14 protein-coding genes are annotated in these 15,935 nt (G+C 72.3%); 9 read left to right on the top strand and 5 right to left on the bottom strand.

The annotated features are described in order from the left end of the window. Positions 1-132: 132 nt before the first annotated feature. Positions 133-3,507, bottom strand: coding sequence for a pyruvate carboxylase (locus ACZ3KP_RS04280; protein WP_467496181.1), 3,375 nt, complete (start codon positions 3,505-3,507; stop codon positions 133-135). 202 nt (positions 3,508-3,709) lie between these two features. After that, the gene (locus ACZ3KP_RS04275; RefSeq protein ID WP_467496179.1) at positions 3,710-4,531 is read right to left on the bottom strand and encodes a hypothetical protein; all 822 of its coding nucleotides are present in this window, start codon (positions 4,529-4,531) and stop codon (positions 3,710-3,712) included. 415 nt (positions 4,532-4,946) lie between these two features. Between ACZ3KP_RS04275 and ACZ3KP_RS04270 the strand changes: the two genes are divergently transcribed. The 8 genes from ACZ3KP_RS04270 (at position 4,947) to ACZ3KP_RS04235 (ending at position 12,756) form a co-directional block, all read left to right on the top strand. After that, on the top strand, positions 4,947-6,554 hold the full coding sequence (locus ACZ3KP_RS04270) for an ATP-binding protein (RefSeq protein WP_467496177.1): 1,608 nt from the start codon (positions 4,947-4,949) through the stop codon (positions 6,552-6,554). Then, entirely contained in the window at positions 6,551-6,958 is a 408-nt protein-coding gene (locus tag ACZ3KP_RS04265; protein ID WP_132893301.1) for a roadblock/LC7 domain-containing protein, read from the top strand. The genes ACZ3KP_RS04270 and ACZ3KP_RS04265 overlap by 4 nt, the downstream gene beginning before the upstream one ends. Continuing rightward, on the top strand, positions 6,955-7,302 hold the full coding sequence (locus ACZ3KP_RS04260; protein ID WP_132893303.1) for a DUF742 domain-containing protein: 348 nt from the start codon (positions 6,955-6,957) through the stop codon (positions 7,300-7,302). The genes ACZ3KP_RS04265 and ACZ3KP_RS04260 overlap by 4 nt, the downstream gene beginning before the upstream one ends. Beyond that, positions 7,283-7,909: a GTP-binding protein gene (locus tag ACZ3KP_RS04255; RefSeq protein ID WP_467496175.1), complete on the top strand. Its 627-nt coding sequence runs from the start codon at positions 7,283-7,285 to the stop codon at positions 7,907-7,909. The genes ACZ3KP_RS04260 and ACZ3KP_RS04255 overlap by 20 nt, the downstream gene beginning before the upstream one ends. Then, positions 7,906-9,114, top strand: a complete 1,209-nt coding sequence (locus ACZ3KP_RS04250; protein ID WP_358979138.1) for a cytochrome P450 — start codon at positions 7,906-7,908, stop codon at positions 9,112-9,114. The genes ACZ3KP_RS04255 and ACZ3KP_RS04250 overlap by 4 nt, the downstream gene beginning before the upstream one ends. 78 nt (positions 9,115-9,192) lie before the next feature. Beyond that, positions 9,193-10,419, top strand: a complete 1,227-nt coding sequence (locus tag ACZ3KP_RS04245; RefSeq protein WP_358979141.1) for a cytochrome P450 family protein — start codon at positions 9,193-9,195, stop codon at positions 10,417-10,419. 124 nt (positions 10,420-10,543) lie between these two features. Further along, a complete protein-coding gene (locus ACZ3KP_RS04240; RefSeq protein ID WP_467496173.1) occupies positions 10,544-11,533 on the top strand; it encodes an aldo/keto reductase in 990 nt (329 codons plus the stop codon). Between the two features lie 89 nt (positions 11,534-11,622). Further along, positions 11,623-12,756 carry a PP2C family protein-serine/threonine phosphatase gene (locus ACZ3KP_RS04235; protein ID WP_467496171.1) on the top strand — a complete coding sequence of 378 codons (1,134 nt, stop codon included), beginning with the start codon at positions 11,623-11,625 and terminating at the stop codon, positions 12,754-12,756. Positions 12,757-12,811: 55 nt separating this feature from the next. Here the strand turns inward: ACZ3KP_RS04235 and ACZ3KP_RS04230 are convergent, their stop codons facing one another. The 3 genes from ACZ3KP_RS04230 to ACZ3KP_RS04220 form a co-directional block, all read right to left on the bottom strand. After that, positions 12,812-13,627, bottom strand: coding sequence for an SAM-dependent methyltransferase (locus tag ACZ3KP_RS04230; RefSeq protein ID WP_467496169.1), 816 nt, complete (start codon positions 13,625-13,627; stop codon positions 12,812-12,814). An 81-nt stretch (positions 13,628-13,708) separates the two neighbouring features. Continuing rightward, positions 13,709-13,945 carry a DUF397 domain-containing protein gene (locus tag ACZ3KP_RS04225; protein WP_132893314.1) on the bottom strand — a complete coding sequence of 79 codons (237 nt, stop codon included), beginning with the start codon at positions 13,943-13,945 and terminating at the stop codon, positions 13,709-13,711. Position 13,946: 1 nt separating this feature from the next. Further along, the gene (locus ACZ3KP_RS04220) at positions 13,947-14,822 is read right to left on the bottom strand and encodes a helix-turn-helix domain-containing protein (RefSeq protein WP_467496167.1); all 876 of its coding nucleotides are present in this window, start codon (positions 14,820-14,822) and stop codon (positions 13,947-13,949) included. A 327-nt stretch (positions 14,823-15,149) separates the two neighbouring features. Between ACZ3KP_RS04220 and ACZ3KP_RS04215 the strand changes: the two genes are divergently transcribed. Further along, entirely contained in the window at positions 15,150-15,818 is a 669-nt protein-coding gene (locus ACZ3KP_RS04215; RefSeq protein ID WP_467496165.1) for an ATP-binding protein, read from the top strand. Positions 15,819-15,935 lie beyond the last annotated feature (117 nt).

The raw sequence follows: 15,935 nt of genomic DNA, 5'->3' as shown, positions 1-15,935 counted from the left end.
CGCCGTCTCCGTCCTCATCGGCCTCCCCCTGCTCAACTACTTCGGCGCCTTCGGAGGCGGGGGGGGGGGGGGGGGGGGGGGGGGGGGCCCCCCCCCCCCCCCCCGCCCCCCCCCCCCCCCCCGCGTCCGGGATCAGGCGATCTCGACCAGCAGGTCACCGCCCTCCACCTGCTGGATGCGGTTGATGGCCAGCCGGGAGATCCGGCCTGCCTTCGGGGCGGTGATGGTGGCCTCCATCTTCATGGCCTCGATCGTGGCCACCGTGGCGCCCGCCTCGACCTCCGTGCCCTCGGTCACCGCGAGGGTGACGACTCCGGCGAACGGGGCCGCGACGTGCCCCGGGTTGCCGCGGTCGGCCTTCTCGGTGGCCGGGATGTCGGAGGCCGCGGCGCGGTCGCGGATCTGGATGGGCCGCAGCTGGCCGTTGAGGCTCGACATCACCGTGCGCATACCGCGTTCGTCGGCCTCGCCGACGGCCTGCAGCTCGATCAGCAGCCGGACGCCGGGCTCCAGGTCCACCGCGTACTCCTTGCCCGGGCGCAGCCCGTAGAAGAAGTCCTTGCTGTCGAGGACGCTGGTGTCGCCGTAGGTCTGGCGATGGGTCTCGAACTCGCGGGTGGGTGCCGGGAACAGCAGCCGGTTGAGGGTCGTGCGGGGCTCCTTGGCGAGGCCCTCGCGGTCCTCGGTGGACAGCTCGGGTGCCGGCTTGGCCGGGGCGCGGCCCTGGAGTGCCTTGGTGCGGAACGGCTCCGGCCAGCCGCCGGGCGGGGTGCCCAGCTCACCACGCAGGAAGCCGATCACCGAGTCCGGGATGTCGAACTTGTCGGGGGTCGCCTCGAAGTCCTCGGGCTTCACCCCGGCGCCGACCAGGTGCAGGGCGAGGTCGCCGACCACCTTGGAGGACGGGGTGACCTTGACCAGGCGGCCGAGGATGCGGTCGGCGGCCTCGTACATCGCCTCGATGTCCTCGAAGCGGTCGCCGAGGCCGAGGGCCACGGCCTGGGTGCGCAGGTTGGAGAGCTGGCCGCCGGGGATCTCGTGGTGGTAGACGCGGCCGGTCGGTGCGGCGAGGCCCGCCTCGAAGGGCGCGTAGACCTTGCGGACGCTCTCCCAGTACGGCTCCAGGTCCTCGACGGCCCGCAGGTCGAGCCCGGTGGGACGCTCCGAGTGGTCGGTGGCGGCCACGATCGCCGACAGGGAGGGCTGGGAGGTCGTACCGGCCATGGAGGCCACCGCGCCGTCCACCGCGTCCGCGCCCGCCTGGATCGCGGCGAGGTAAGTGGCCAGCTGGCCGCCCGCGGTGTCGTGGGTGTGCAGGTGGACCGGGAGGTCGAACTCGCGGCGCAGCGCCGAGACCAGCTTGGCGGCGGCGGGGGCGCGCAGCAGGCCCGCCATGTCCTTGACGGCGAGGATGTGCGCGCCCGCGTCCACGATCTGCTCGGCGAGCCGCAGGTAGTAGTCGAGGGTGTAGAGCCGCTCACCCGGATCGGACAGGTCGGCGGTGTAGCAGAGGGCGACCTCGGCGATCGCGGTGCCCGTCTCCCGTACGGCCTGGATGGCGGGGCGCATCCGGCCGACGTCGTTGAGGGCGTCGAAGATGCGGAAGATGTCGATGCCGGTGGCGGCGGCCTCCTGCACGAAGGCGTCCGTGACCTCGGTCGGGTAGGGGGTGTAGCCGACGGTGTTGCGGCCGCGCAGCAGCATCTGGAGGCAGATGTTGGGGACCGCCTCGCGCAGCGCCGCGAGCCGCTCCCAGGGGTCCTCGGCGAGGAAGCGCAGCGCCACGTCGTAGGTGGCGCCGCCCCAGCACTCCAGGGAGAGCAGTTCGGGCAGGGTGCGGGCGACGACCGGGGCGACGGCGAGGAGGTCCTTGGTGCGCACCCGGGTGGCGAGCAGGGACTGGTGGGCGTCGCGGAAGGTGGTGTCGGTGATGCCGATGGTGGGCGAAGCGCGCAGCCAGTGGGCGAAGCCCTCGGGGCCGAGCTCGACCAGGCGCTGCCGGGAGCCGGCCGGGGGCTCGCCGGCCGGCAGCGGGGGCAGCTTGCTGGTCGACTCGACCAGGTGGGGCCGGTCGCCGTGCGGCTTGTTGACGGTGACGTCGGCCAGGTAGGTGAGCAGCTTGGTGCCGCGGTCGGCGGAGGTGCGGGCGGTCAGCAGGTGCGGGCGCTGTTCGATGAAGGACGTGGTGATCCGGCCGGCCTGGAAGTCGGGGTCGTCGAGCACGGCCTGGAGGAACGGGATGTTGGTGGCCACGCCGCGGATGCGGAACTCGGCGACGGCGCGCCGGGCGCGGCCGATGGCGGCCTTGAAGTCCCGCCCCCGGCAGGTGAGCTTGACCAGCATCGAGTCGAAGTGCGCGCTGATCTCGGTGCCGGCGTGGGTGGTGCCGCCGTCGAGCCGGATGCCGGAGCCGCCCGGGGACCGGTACGCGCTGATGCGGCCGGTGTCGGGGCGGAAGCCGTTGGCCGGGTCCTCGGTGGTGATACGGCACTGCAGGGCCGCGCCGTGCAGCTTCACCGTCTCCTGGGAGAGCCCGAGGTCGGCGAGGGTCTCGCCGGCGGCGATGCGCATCTGGGCCTGGACCAGGTCGACGTCGGTGACCTCCTCGGTGACCGTGTGCTCGACCTGGATGCGCGGGTTCATCTCGATGAAGACGTGGTTGCCGTCGCGGTCGAGGAGGAACTCGACGGTGCCGGCGTTGCGGTAGCCGATCTCGCGGGCGAAGCGGACCGCGTCGGCGCAGATGCGGTCCCGGAGTTCCGGGTCGAGGTTGGGCGCGGGGGCCAGCTCGATGACCTTCTGGTGGCGGCGCTGCAGGGAGCAGTCCCGCTCGAAGAGGTGGATGACGTTGCCCTCGCCGTCGGCGAGGATCTGCACCTCGATGTGGCGGGGGTCGACGACGGCCTTCTCCAGGAAGACCGTCGGGTCGCCGAACGCGGAGGCGGCCTCCCGGGAAGCCTGCTCGATGGACTCGCGCAGCGCCGCCGGGTCCTCGACCCGGCGCATGCCGCGGCCGCCGCCGCCCGCGACGGCCTTCACGAACACCGGGAAGCCGATCCCGTCGGCGGCCCTGACCAGTTCCTCGACGTCGTTGGAGGGCGCGGAGGAGCCGAGGACCGGTACGCCGGCGGCGCGTGCGGCGGCTACCGCGCGGGCCTTGTTGCCGGTCAGTTCCAGTGTCTGGGCGCTCGGTCCGACGAACGTGATGCCCGCCTGTTCGCAGGCGCGGGCGAGTTCCGGGTTCTCCGAGAGGAACCCGTAGCCGGGGTAGACGGCGTCGGCCCCGGCGCGCCGGGCGGCGGCCACGATCTCCTCGACGGAGAGGTAGGCGCGCACCGGATGCCCCGGTTCCCCGATCTCGTAGGCCTCGTCGGCCTTCAGCCGGTGCAGCGAGTTGCGGTCCTCGTACGGGAACACCGCGACCGTGCGCGCTCCCAGCTCGTAGCCCGCGCGGAACGCGCGGATGGCGATCTCTCCACGGTTGGCGACCAGCACCTTGCGGAACATGCCTGGATCCCTTCAGCCTGCCGGCGACACACACCATGGTGTCAGCCGCGCCCTGCCGTGACCTGCCGTAGCTCGCCGCAACCTTAGGGGTTGCCCGCGGGGGCCGACGTGCGAAAACCATCACATTGACGTCGTTGAACGGTCTGGCGGGTCCGCCGCGTGGCCTGGGCGGTCACGGGGTGGCCGACGGGGTCGGGGTGTCTCAGGGGAGCCGGTAGGACGGTACGGGGTGGCGCTGGGGGCCGGGGCGGTGGACCGGAGGGCCCGGCCGGCGGACCGGCGGGTCCGAGCGGGGCGGCGACGGGGGCGTGACCAGGCGCGCGACGATCCGGGCCGGGACGGGCAGCCGGCGGCCGTGCAGCAGGCCGAGGACGATCGCCGAGGCCACCGCGATCAGGTGCTCGCGGCCGGCGAGGTTGGGGACGGCGACGGACTCCCACACCATCGAGCCGCCGGTCAGGGTGAAGACGACCGGTGCCCGGCGGACCACCGACAGGTAGGTGAACAGACCGACGACCGCGGCGGACGGCCCGGTGTCGAGGATCCGGCCCGCCTCGGGGGGCAGTCCGAACCCCCACCAGCCGGGGCCCAGCGCGACCATCACCCGGGCGGTCATGGTGCCCGCCAGGGTGGTGAGGTACGCGACGGCGAGGGTCCGGCCCCGGCCGAGCGCGAGTTCGGCGAGGGCGAAGGCGAGGAAGAGCTGGGTGATGCCCGCCCAGACCGGCAGGTCGAGCGCCGGGACGTAGAGCGAGACGGGGGTGCGCAGCAGGGAGAGCCACAGGGGCAGGTCGGCGGTGACGCCGCCGAGGTGCCACACCAGTCGTCTGCCGAGGGGGTGCTGGGCGATGCCGTGGAAGAAGATGACGCCGAACGCGGCCACGAAGGCGAGCACGATCCCGGAGAGCCCGCGGCGCACGAGCTGCCGTACCGGGTCCACCACGATGGCGTGCCATTCGCCGCGCAGCGTGCGCCGGACGAACCGGACCGCTCCCGCGGCCACCTGGCTCCAGTCGCCCCTCATGAAGGCATCGCCCCCCTCGACACCGGCCCGCCGCCGGCCTGCACACGAAGAGGTTCTCCGCGTCCCGGCCGTGCCACGCGTCATCGTATAGACGTTTGGATCATTTGCGACGATGCGGGAGCTACTACTGGTCGAATTCCGGCGTCGCGTTTATCACTTGTCCACGACGGAACCCTGCCGGTCGCCCTCGCGTCCCCCCTCCCGATCCCCCTCCGACGAGGTGGCCGCCGCCCTGGGTACCGCGCTGCCGACCGGTGAAACCCCGGGGACGGTGTCTGCTCGACCAGGCAATGCGGCCGGAAGCGTTCTGTTTCGATCACGAACTCTCGTATAGTGACGCGCAGTTCAACACCGAGCGTCACAACTCATTTACCGGATCACCATCCCCACCTGCTCCGAGGACCTGACCGGACTGATGACCGCGCCCACGCCTCCCGGCGACCGACCGTCCCTCCGCACGCTTGCTCCGACCGTCGTACTGACGGCCGGCGTCTCGGCTCTCGCGGTCGTCGCCGCGGTGACCGCCGCCCCGGCCTCGGTGCGCACGCCCCTCGCCCTCGGGGCGAGCGCGGCCGCGCTGTTGCTGTGCGCCGCGGTGACCTGGGCCGTCCACGCGGCGCGGACCGCGCGCGCCGCCCGGCGCCGGCTGGAGACGGTGACCCAGGACATCGGAAGGCTGCTCCAGCAGCAGGCCCGCACGACCGAGGAGGCGCGCCAGGAGCAGCAGCGCCTCATCGACGAACTCGCCCAGCAGCGAAGCGAGTTCGCGGAGTCCTTCGAGCAGGAACGGGCCCGCCTCCAGGAGGACACCGGTCAGGAACTGGACTGGTACCGGCAGGAGCACACCCGGCTCACCGCCGCGCTGGACCAGGCGTCCCGGGAGCGGGCCGCCGCGATCGCCGCCGCCGGCAACGCGGCGGGCCGGATGCAGGCCCTGGCCACCGCCACCCTCGCCGACCTGCGGAGCATGGAGGAGCGGCACACCGACGAGGACGTGCTGGCGGACCTGCTGCACCTCGACCACCGCACGGCCCAGGCGGGCCGGCTCGCCGACTCCATCGCGGTACTGACCGGGGCGCGTTCCGGCCGCCGCTGGGCGCGTCCGATCGGCATGGAGTCCATCCTGCGCGGGGCCATGGGCCGGATCAGCGGCTACCGCCGGGTGCGGGTGCACTCGGTGAGCGAGGCGGCCGTCGCCGGACACGCCGCCGAGGGGGTCATGCACGCGCTGGCCGAACTCCTCGACAACGCGGCCAACTTCTCGCCGCCGACGGCCGAGGTCCACGTGTACGTGGAGGAGGTGCCGGCCGGGGTCATCGTGTCCGTGGAGGACAGCGGACTGGTGATGGGCGACGTGCAACTGCGCCGCGCCGAGCGGGCGGTCTCCGGCGACACCACCGGGCTGGGCGGGCTCACCGGCACCCGGCTCGGTCTCGCGGTGGTGGGCCGGCTGGCCGGCAAGCACGGCCTGAAGGTGTCGTTCCGGCCGTCGGCGCGCGGGGGCACCGGGGTGCTGATGCTCATTCCGCAGGAGCTGCTGACCACCGCGGTCGGTGACGAACCGGCGCTCCCCCAGGCGCCGCAGGCGCCCGCGCCCGAGCCAGCCCCGCTGGACCCGGCCCCCGTGCACGAGTCCGCGGCGGACGCCGAGCCCGACGAGGACGAGGCAGGGCCCACCGGGCTGCCCAGGCGGCGCCGCGGCCGGACCCTCGCCGAGGCCGAGCGCAGGTCGGCGCCCCAGCCGGAGGAGCCGCGCCCCGCGCCCACCGCCGAGGACGCCCGGGTCCGCGCCGCCCGCTTCAGCAGCTTCCGCCAGGCCGTCCGCCCACCCGCCCCGGCCCCGACCGCCCCCTCCACCCACCAGGTCGACCGGGCCCCGGACTCCCCCGCCGGCTCCGGTGAGACGTCGGCCCGGTATGCCCCCACTCCCGCGCACGACCCGGTCCCCGCGCCCCACCCGGAGTCCGAACCCGAGCACATCTCCCACCCGCACGCGCATTCGGAAGGCGACCCCACTTCATGACCGGCAGGACCACCGCCGACTCCAAGCTCACCTGGCTCATCGAGGGCCTCCTGGAGCGCACCCCCGGCGCGCGACACGCCCTCGTGCTCTCCCGCGACGGGCTCAAGCTCTGCCGTACGCCGGAGCTCTCCGTCGACCAGGCCGACCAACTCGCGGCGATCGCCGCCGGCATCCAGTCGCTGTCGCACGGGGCGTCCGTCGAGTTCGGCGACGGCAGCGGCGGCGTGCGGTCGGCGATGACCGAGTTCTACGGGGGCGTGCTGTTCATCGTGGAGGCCGGCGAGGGAGCCCACCTGGCCGTGGTGACCAGCGAGGACGCCGAACCGGGTCTGGTCGGGCACAACATGAGCGAACTGGTCGAGCAGCTCGGCGAACATCTGACCGCGCAGCCCCGCACCGCATGAGCCGGCCCGGCAGGGACGACGCGCCCGACCGTCTGTACACCATCACCGGCGGTCGCAGCGGCGTCGGCCCCGACAACCCCTTCGACCTGGTCACGCTGGTCGTGGCCGAGTCGGAGCCGGCCACCGGCATGCAGTCGGAGCACGCGGCGATCCTGCGGCTGGCCGAGTTCCCGGTCTCCGTGGTCGAGATCGCGGCGGAGCTGGGGCTGCCGGTGAGCATCACCAAGATCCTGCTGGGCGACCTGCTGGCGGCCGGCCGGGTCAGTGCCCGCCACCCGTACCGGCCGGCCATCACCGATCCCGACATCCTGGAGCAGGTGCTCGTTGGACTCCGCAACCTCTGACGCGCGCACCCCGTTGGGTGCCTCCGCCGACAACGGTTTCAAGATCGTGGTCGTGGGCGGCTTCGGCGTCGGCAAGACCACCCTGGTCCGCTCGGTCAGCGAGATCCGTCCCCTCAACACCGAGGAGACGATGACCCAGGCCGGCGAGGGGGTCGACGACATCCGCGAGGTCCGTGGCAAGTCCGCCACCACCGTCGCCTTCGACTTCGGCCGGATCACGCTGGACGCCCGCAACGTGCTGTACCTGTTCGGGGCGCCGGGCCAGGAGCGGTTCTGGTTCCTGTGGGACCGGCTGTTCTCCGGCACCCTCGGCGCGGTCGTGCTCGTGGACACCCGGCGGATCGACGACTCCTGGTACGCCATCGACCGCCTGGAGAAGCACGGCACCCCGTTCATCGTGGCCTGCAACGACTTCGGCGGCGCCGTACACCCGCCCGAGGACGTCCGGCACGCCCTCGACCTGGATCCGCACGTCCCGCTGCTGACCTGCGACGCCCGCTCCCGGGAGTCCGGCAAGCAGGTGCTGATCACGCTCGTCCAGCACGTCAAGAACCGGTACGCCGGCCCGTCCGCGCCGGCGGACCTGCCCCGACAGGAGTTCGCGTGACCCCCGAAGCCGTGCCGCTCGGCGGCCCCCGGTTCCAGACCGAACCGGCGCGTCTGTACCGGGAGATGCGGCGCGACCACGGCGCCGTGACCCCCGTCGTGCTGGACGGGGACGTGCCCGCGTGGCTGGTGCTCGGCTACCGCGAGCTGCACCAGGTGACCGGGGATCCGGTGCTGTTCAGCCGGGACTCGGAGTTGTGGAACCAGTGGGACCTGATCCCCGACGACTGGCCGCTGCTGCCGATGATCGGCCGCAAGCAGCCGTCGATCCTCTACACGGTCGGCGAGCGGCACCGCGAGCGTGCCGGGATGATCAGCGACGCGCTGGAGGCCGTCGACCCGTTCGTCCTGCGCGGTCACGCCGAGCGGTTCGCGGACGAGCTGATCGACGGGCTGTGCACCAGCGGCGAGGCCGACCTGATCGGCCAGTACGCGATGCTGCTGCCGGTGCGGGTGCTGGCGCGGCTGTACGGCTTCTCCGACGAGGAGGGCCCCGGCCTGGTCACCGCGCTCAACGACATGATCGACGGCCGTGACCGGGCGATCGCCGGGCAGCAGCACCTGGCCTCCTCCATGGCGCAGTTGCTCGCCGACCGCAAGGCGGATCCGGCCGACGACGTGGTGTCCCGGATGCTCCAGGACGAGAGCGGGTTCACCGACGAAGAGATCATGCAGGACCTGATGGTCATGATGGCGGCCGGGCACCAGCCGACCGCCGACTGGATCGGCAACTCGCTGCGCCTGATGCTCACCGACGACCGGTTCGCCGCCTCCCTGTTCGGTGGCCGCAACAGTGTCGCCGAGGCGATGAACGAGGTGCTGTGGGAGGACACCCCCAGCCAGAACATCGCCGGCCGCTGGGCGTCCCGGGACACCCAGCTGGGCGGCCGCCGGATCCGCGCCGGCGACCTGCTGATCCTCGGCCTGCAGGGCGCCAACTCCGATCCGCAGGTGCGCACCGACGCCTCCGCGCTGACCGGCGGCAACAACGCGCACTTCTCCTTCGGGCACGGCGAGCACCGCTGCCCGTTCCCCGCCCAGGAGGTCGCCGAGGTGATCGCCAGGACCGGGATCGAGGTCGTCCTCGACCGGCTCCCGGACATCGACCTGGCGGTCCCCGCCGACGCCCTCACCCGGCGGCCCTCGCCGTGGCTGCGCGGGCTGACGGCGCTGCCCGTCCGGTTCACCCCCGTACCCGCCCACTGATCCTCCGATCCGCACCGAGAGACAGGCGCAGCACCGCATGGCGCAGTTACCCGACCCCGCCCTGGGAGGCACGTCACGATGACGACCGGTATCGAACAAGCCCGGATCGCCCTCGACCCCTTCGTCACCGATCTGGACGGCGAGAGCGCGCGGCTGCGCGCCGCCGGCCCGCTCGCCGCCGTGGAACTGCCCGGCGGGGTGCCGGTCTGGGCCGTCACCCGCCATGCCGAGGCGAAGGCGCTGCTGACCGACCCGCGCCTGGTCAAGGACATCAACGTGTGGGGCGCCTGGCAGCGCGGGGAGATAGCGCCGGACTGGCCGCTGATCGGCCTCGCCAACCCCGGTCGTTCGATGCTGACCGTGGACGGCGCCGACCACCGCCGGATGCGCACACTGGTCGCGCAGGCGCTCACCCCGCGCCGGGTGGAGCAGATGCGGGAGCGGATCCAGAAGCTCACCCAGGACCTCCTGGACGCCCTCCCCGCGGACGCGGAGCGCGTCGACCTCAAGGCGGCCTTCGCCTACCCCCTGCCCATGTACGTCATCGCCGACCTGATGGGCATCGACGATGCCGCACTGCCCCGCCTGAAGGTGCTGTTCGAGAAGTTCTTCTCCACCCAGACCCCGCCCGCCGAGGTCATCGCGACCCTCACCGAGCTGGCCGGGATCATGGCGGCGACCGTGGCCGCCAAACGGGCCGAACCCGGCGACGACCTGACCAGCGCGCTGATCCTGGCCTCCGAGGACGGCGACCACCTCACGGACGAGGAGATCGTCTCCACCCTTCAGCTGATGGTGGCGGCCGGTCACGAGACCACCATCTCCCTGATCGTGAACGCCGTGGTCAACCTCTCCACCCATCCCGAGCAGCGGGCCGCCGTGCTCGCCGGGGAGGTGGACTGGTCGGCGGTGGTCGAGGAGACCCTGCGCTGGTCCACCCCGACCTCGCACGTGCTGATCCGGTTCGCCACCGAGGACATCCCGGTGGGCGACAGGGTGCTGCCGGCGGGCGACGCGCTGATCGTGTCGTACGCCGCGATCGGCCGGGACGAGGAGGCGCACGGGCCGAGCGCCGGGGAGTTCGACGTCACTCGTGAGTCGAGGAACCGGCACATCTCCTTCGGGCACGGGCCGCACGTCTGCCCGGGTGCGGCGCTCTCCCGGCTGGAGGCGGGGGTCGCGCTGCCCGCGCTCTATGACCGCTTCCCCGGCCTGGATCTCGCGGTGCCCGCGTCCGAGCTGCGCAACAAGCCGGTGGTCACCCAGAACGACCTCTTCGAACTGCCGGTCCGGCTCACGTCCTGACGCGTGTCGGACGGTCCGGGCCGCGGCACGCCCTGCCCCGGACCGTCCGCGTTTGACTTCGAGTGCGCTTCAAGTCGTAGCGTCCCAGGCACAGCACCAATCAGCAGGAAAGGCTGGGAGTCACATGCGACAGCGCACTCTGCGGGATCTGCCGGTTTCCGCCATCGGCCTCGGCTGCATGGGGATGTCGGCCTTCTACGGCAGCGCCGACGAGGACGAGGGCGTCAAGACCATCCACCGCGCGCTGGAACTCGGCGTCACCTTCCTCGACACCGCCCAGCTCTACGGTCCGCTCACCAACGAGACGCTGGTGGGCGAGGCGGTCCGGGGGCACCGGGACGAGTACGTGATCGCCACGAAGTTCAACTACCGGATGGACCACGCCGTACCGGGCGACATGAGCAGCATCGGCCGCCAGGACGGTTCGGCCGAGCACGTCCGCAGCTCCGTGCACGGCTCGCTGGAGCGGCTCGGCACCGACTACATCGACCTGTACTACCAGCACCGCGTCGACCCGAACGTGCCGATCGAGGAGACCGTCGGCGCGATGGCCGAGCTGGTCGCCGAGGGCAAGGTGCGGCACATCGGGCTGAGCGAGGCGAGCCCCGAGACGATCCGGCGGGCGCACGCGGTGCACCCGATCACGGCCGTGCAGACCGAGTACTCGCTGTGGACCCGCGACCCGGAGGACGGGGTCATCCCGACCTGCCGGGAGCTGGGCATCGGGTTCGTCCCGTACTCGCCGCTGGGCCGCGGCTTCCTCGCCGGCCGGTTCTCCTCCCCCGACGAGCTCGACGCGAACGACTTCCGGCGCAACGGGCCCCGCTTCACCGGCGACAACCTGGACGCCAACCTGCGGCTCGCCGCCAAGGTGAAGGAGATCGCCGCCGAGAAGGAGGTCACCCCGGCGCAGCTGGCCCTCGCCTGGGTGCTGGCCCAGGGTGACGGCATCGTCCCGATCCCCGGCACCAAGCGCCGCAGCTACCTGGAGCAGAACGCGGGCGCCGTGGACGTCGAGCTGAGCAAGGACGACCTGGCCCGGATCGACGCCGAGGTGCCGAAGGCAGCGGGCGAGCGCTACGACGAGTCCGGCATGCGCTCCGTGAACCTGTAGTCCGCCGGTCGCGCCCGGTCGGCTCGCGGTGGCCGGGCGCGTGGCGGTGCCGCACGCTGGTAGTCATGGGGAGCCGGTGGAGGGTCGCGATGCCGCGACAGTCGTGGCAGTCCTCGCACGCCCTGCTGCTGCTACCGATCGCACTGATCGTGGTGATCATGGTGGCGGACCTCCGCACGCCCGAGGACATCCATCTGGGCCCCGCCCTGGTCATCGCCCCCGCGCTCACGCCGTCCTTCGCGGGCCCCCGGTCGACCGCGCTGGTCGGAGCGCTCGCGGTGGCCGCCCAGATCGTGATCGCCGTCTTCCACGGCGGGCTGGGCACCGCGAACCACATCGTGCAGATCGTCACCCTGGTGCTGCTCTCGGCCATCGTGGTGGTCTACAGCGCGGTCCGGGAGCGCCGGCGCGCCCAGCTGGCCCAGGTACGGACGGTCGCCGAGGCCGCGCAGCACGTGCTGATGTGGCCGCTGCCCGAGTACATCGGGCCGCTGCGGGTCGCCTCGCTGTACCTGGCCGCCGAGGACGAGGCGCAGATCGGCGGTGATCTGTACGCGGCCGCCCGCGGCGACCGCGCGGTCCGGGTGCTGATCGGGGACGTCCGGGGCAAGGGGCTGTCCGCGATCGGCGAGGCGGCGCTGCTGCTGGGCGCCTTCCGGGAGTCCTCCCACCGGCATGTCGCCCTGCCGGAGCTGGCGACCTCCCTGGAGCAGAGCGTGCAGCGCTACTCCGCGGAGCTGGACGCTCCGGAGGAGGCGGGCGAGCGGTTCGTCACCGCGCTGCTGGTCGAGATCCCCGACGAGGACCCGCTGACCCGGATGACCAGTGCCGGCCATCCGCCACCCCTGCTGCTCAGCCCGGGGCATGTGGTCACCGTGCCGAGCCTGCATCCGTCGCCGCCCCTGGGGGTGCCCGGCGCGGACGGCCCCGAGCACACCTTGGACGTCTTCTCCTTCGAGCCGGGCGACACCCTGCTGCTGTACACCGACGGCGTGGTCGAGGCACGGGACGGGCAGGGCCGCTTCTACCCGCTCGCGGAGCGGGTCGCGCAGTGGACCGACGCCGCTCCCGAGTCGTTGATGCACCACATCCGCCGCGATCTGCTGGCCCACGCGGGAGGGCGGCTCGGTGACGACGCGGCCCTGATCGCCCTGCACCGCACCGCGGCCGTGCACCGCCGCCGCCAGCACGGCGTCCTCGGACACGGCTCGGCCCGGCCCTGACGTCGATCCGTGCCGGGACCGGGAAGGTGAGCCCGGTCCCGGCACGGGGTCCAGGTCACGGCTTGCGGGCGACCGCTCCGTACATCGCGATGTCCTCGTCGCGGATGCCTTCCTCGCCGGTGCCGTCCGGGTGCCACTTGTGCACCTGCACGATGCCGGGCTCGACCAGTTCGAGACCCTCGAAGAACTCGTGGGCCTCGTCGATGGTGCGCAGCCGCATCGGCATGTTGCGGGCCGCGTACTCGCGGGCGACCCGGCCCACCTCCTCGGGCGCGAACTCGGCGGTGCCGATGGACATCGCCAGGTAGCTGCCGGAGGGCAGCGGTTCGAGCAGCCGTCGTACGACACCGACCGCGTCGTCCTCGTCGAGCATGAAGTGCACGATGGCGATCACCGTCAGCGCCACCGGCTTGTCGAGGTCGAGCGTCTCGCGCAGTTCGGGGGTGTCGAAGAGGCCCGTCAGGTCGCGGAAGTCAGCCTCGATGTACGCCGTCTTGCCCTCGGGCGTGCTGGAGAGCAGGCCCTGGGACAGGGTGAGGACGATCGGGTCGTTGTCCACGTAGACGACCCGGGAGTCCGGGGACACCGCCTGGGCTATCTCGTGGAGGTTCGGGGAGGTGGGGATGCCGGTGCCGACGTCCAGGAACTGGCGCATGCCCGCCTCCTCGGCGAGCCAGCGCACGGCACGGTTCATCCAGTCGCGGTTGGCGCGCATGTGGATCGGGAGCGCCGGCCACTCGTGGGCCATGGCGTCACCCGCTTCCTGGTCGGCGGGGTAGAAGTCCTTGCCGCCCAGGATGTAGTCGTAGATCCGCGCGGAGTGCGCGTTCTCGGTGTCGATGCGGTCGGCCGGCCATCCGTTTTCGGGCAACGCCGTGTCTCCCATTCCGGTGAGGGGGATGCGGGGGTGTGTGAACGATCAGCTATAGCAAGGAAGTTCCCAGGGGAAGGCTCACATCAGGAAGTCGGCGTCACCCGCCTTCACGCCGGTCAGGAAGGTCGTCATCTCGCGGGGTGTGAAGACCAGGGCGGGGCCGTCGGGGTCGGTCGACTGGCGTACCGCGACCCGGCCGTCGGCGAGCTTCTTCACTTCCACGCAGGCGCCGCCGGCGTCGTCGCTCCACGGCTTGGACCAGCCGCGCGCGCCGAGTTGCCGGGACGGGACGCCGTTGTGTACGGGGTGGTGCACGTCAGAGCTCCTTGCGAATCGCACCGAGGAGGACCTCGGTCTTTCTGGCGGGCGCCGCCTGGGCGCCCAGCCGGTCCAGAGCCTCGCGGTAGACCACGACGTCGGCGCTCTTGTCCAGGTAGACGGCGCCCACCAGGCCGTTGAGATAGACGATGTCGGGCAGTTCGGGTGCCTTGAACCGGAAGAGGTGGTACGCCCCCGCGCGCATGGCGGGGTGCGGGCCGTTGGCGAACGGCATGATCTGCACGGTGACGTGGGGCAGCCGGTTGATCTCGATCAGGTGGTCGATCTGGGCGCGCATGACCTCGGCGCCGCCGACCGGCCAGCGCAGTACCGTCTCGTCCATCACGACCCACAGCCGGGGCGGTGCCTGTCGGGTGATCAGCTCCTGGCGGCGCATCCGCAGCGCCACCATGCGCTCGGTGGCCTCCGACGGGGCGTGCGGGTTGCCGGCGCCGAGCAGGGCGGCGGCGTACTCACGGGTCTGCAACAGGCCGTGCACGAACTGGTTCTCGTAGGCGCGGATCTGCAACGCGGCCTGTTCCAGGCTCAGGTACGCGGCGAACCAGTCCGGCATCACGTCGCGGTAGGTGTGCCACCAGCCGCGCTTGTTGGCCTCGCGGACGGACTGCAGGAAGGTGTCGACCTCCTGGGGGTCCGTCACACCGTACGTCTGCAGCAGTTTCTCGGCGTCCGCGAGCCGGAGCCGGGCGACCTTGGCGGCTTCCATCCGGCGGATCGTGGAGTGGCTGACGCCGATCGCGGCGGCGGCCTGCTCGTAGCTGAGTCCGGCCCGCGTGCGCATCTCCTCCAGTTGCCGGCCCAGGATCATGCGCAGGACGGAAGGGGCACCGCCCCAGTCGGTCTCCGAGGTCACGCCCTACCCCCTCACACCAGGTTTCAGGGTCACCGTCTCACGGGCTCGTGATCGGATCGCGGACTCATTCGATCACTTCTTGTCGGGAGCAGCATGCACTTCACTTCTTGCAATTTTCAACTTGCTGGTTGCGAGACGATGTTGGCAGATGCCAGAGTGGGCTTACTGCTCCGGCCGACCAAGGAGCGGGCGAAGCAGAGCAGTTGGGGGAGACTGAGCTGTGACCCGGTGCCGTCCAGGCACGGGTCGTCGTCTGCCCCCGGGCGGCCCGGGGCGGACGAGACCGCTCAGCCCCACGCTGCGAAGCCGGACGAAAGGCGCACGGCGATGGCCCCGCCCTCTCTCCCCCAGCCGCTCGACCGACTCCCCGACGACCGGATACCCGGTCCGCCCCGGCCGGCCCTGATGGCCGCCGCCGAGGGCCCGCACCGCCCGTCCGACGTGACGGGCATCCCCGGACCACCCGGAGGCGAACGCCTCGGTCGACTCCCTGGGCCGCAAGGCCTCGACCGGTTCGCCTCCGGGGACCGACCCGCCCCGCGCAGCCGCGTCTTCGATCTGGCGCCGACGCCCCGCGCGGTGGGCAACGCCCGCCGGAGCGTGGGCGAACTGCTCGGCATCTGGGGGGTGCCCGACGAGGCCCGCGACAACGCGGTGCTGGTGACCTCCGAACTGGTCACCAACGCGATCGTGCACTCCGCGGGCCGCCGGATCGTGTGCCGGGTACAGGCCACCGACGACCGGGTCCGCATCGAGGTCGAGGACCAGAACGGCGGTTTCACGCTGCCGGCTCCCCGGCAGGCGAGACCCGACGAGCAGAACGGCCGCGGGCTGTTCCTGGTCGACGCGCTCAGCCTCGACTGGGGCGTGCAGGTCGGCCCGGAGGGATCCTCCGCTCGCGTCGTCTGGGCCGAGCTGTCGACGGCACCGGACGAGTGTTCCACCCCCCACATCTCAGGAGACCCGTCGACCCATGGACCGTCCCCCCACCCCTGACCTCGCCGCCGACCCGTCCTGGACCCGCACCCGCCCGAAACCCGGACCGGACCAACCCCACACCGTCCCGGCTCCCTGACCCCCACCACCCGCCACTCGGCCGTACGGGCGGGCAAC

The organism is Streptomyces sp. NPDC020958 (assembly GCF_055562175.1).
This window is presented reverse-complemented; position numbering and strand designations above follow the sequence as displayed.

Bases quoted from the DNA above. Each gene is read 5' to 3' on its own strand.
- ACZ3KP_RS04280 (WP_467496181.1), bottom strand. From the start codon at position 3,507: ATGTTCCGCAAGGTGCTGGTCGCCAACCGTGGAGAGATCGCCATCCGC.
- ACZ3KP_RS04275 (WP_467496179.1), bottom strand. From the start codon at position 4,531: ATGAGGGGCGACTGGAGCCAGGTGGCCGCGGGAGCGGTCCGGTTCGTC.
- ACZ3KP_RS04270 (WP_467496177.1), top strand. From the start codon at position 4,947: ATGACCGCGCCCACGCCTCCCGGCGACCGACCGTCCCTCCGCACGCTT.
- ACZ3KP_RS04265 (WP_132893301.1), top strand. From the start codon at position 6,551: ATGACCGGCAGGACCACCGCCGACTCCAAGCTCACCTGGCTCATCGAG.
- ACZ3KP_RS04260 (WP_132893303.1), top strand. From the start codon at position 6,955: ATGAGCCGGCCCGGCAGGGACGACGCGCCCGACCGTCTGTACACCATC.
- ACZ3KP_RS04245 (WP_358979141.1), top strand. From the start codon at position 9,193: ATGACGACCGGTATCGAACAAGCCCGGATCGCCCTCGACCCCTTCGTC.
- ACZ3KP_RS04240 (WP_467496173.1), top strand. From the start codon at position 10,544: ATGCGACAGCGCACTCTGCGGGATCTGCCGGTTTCCGCCATCGGCCTC.
- ACZ3KP_RS04235 (WP_467496171.1), top strand. From the start codon at position 11,623: ATGCCGCGACAGTCGTGGCAGTCCTCGCACGCCCTGCTGCTGCTACCG.
- ACZ3KP_RS04215 (WP_467496165.1), top strand. From the start codon at position 15,150: ATGGCCCCGCCCTCTCTCCCCCAGCCGCTCGACCGACTCCCCGACGAC.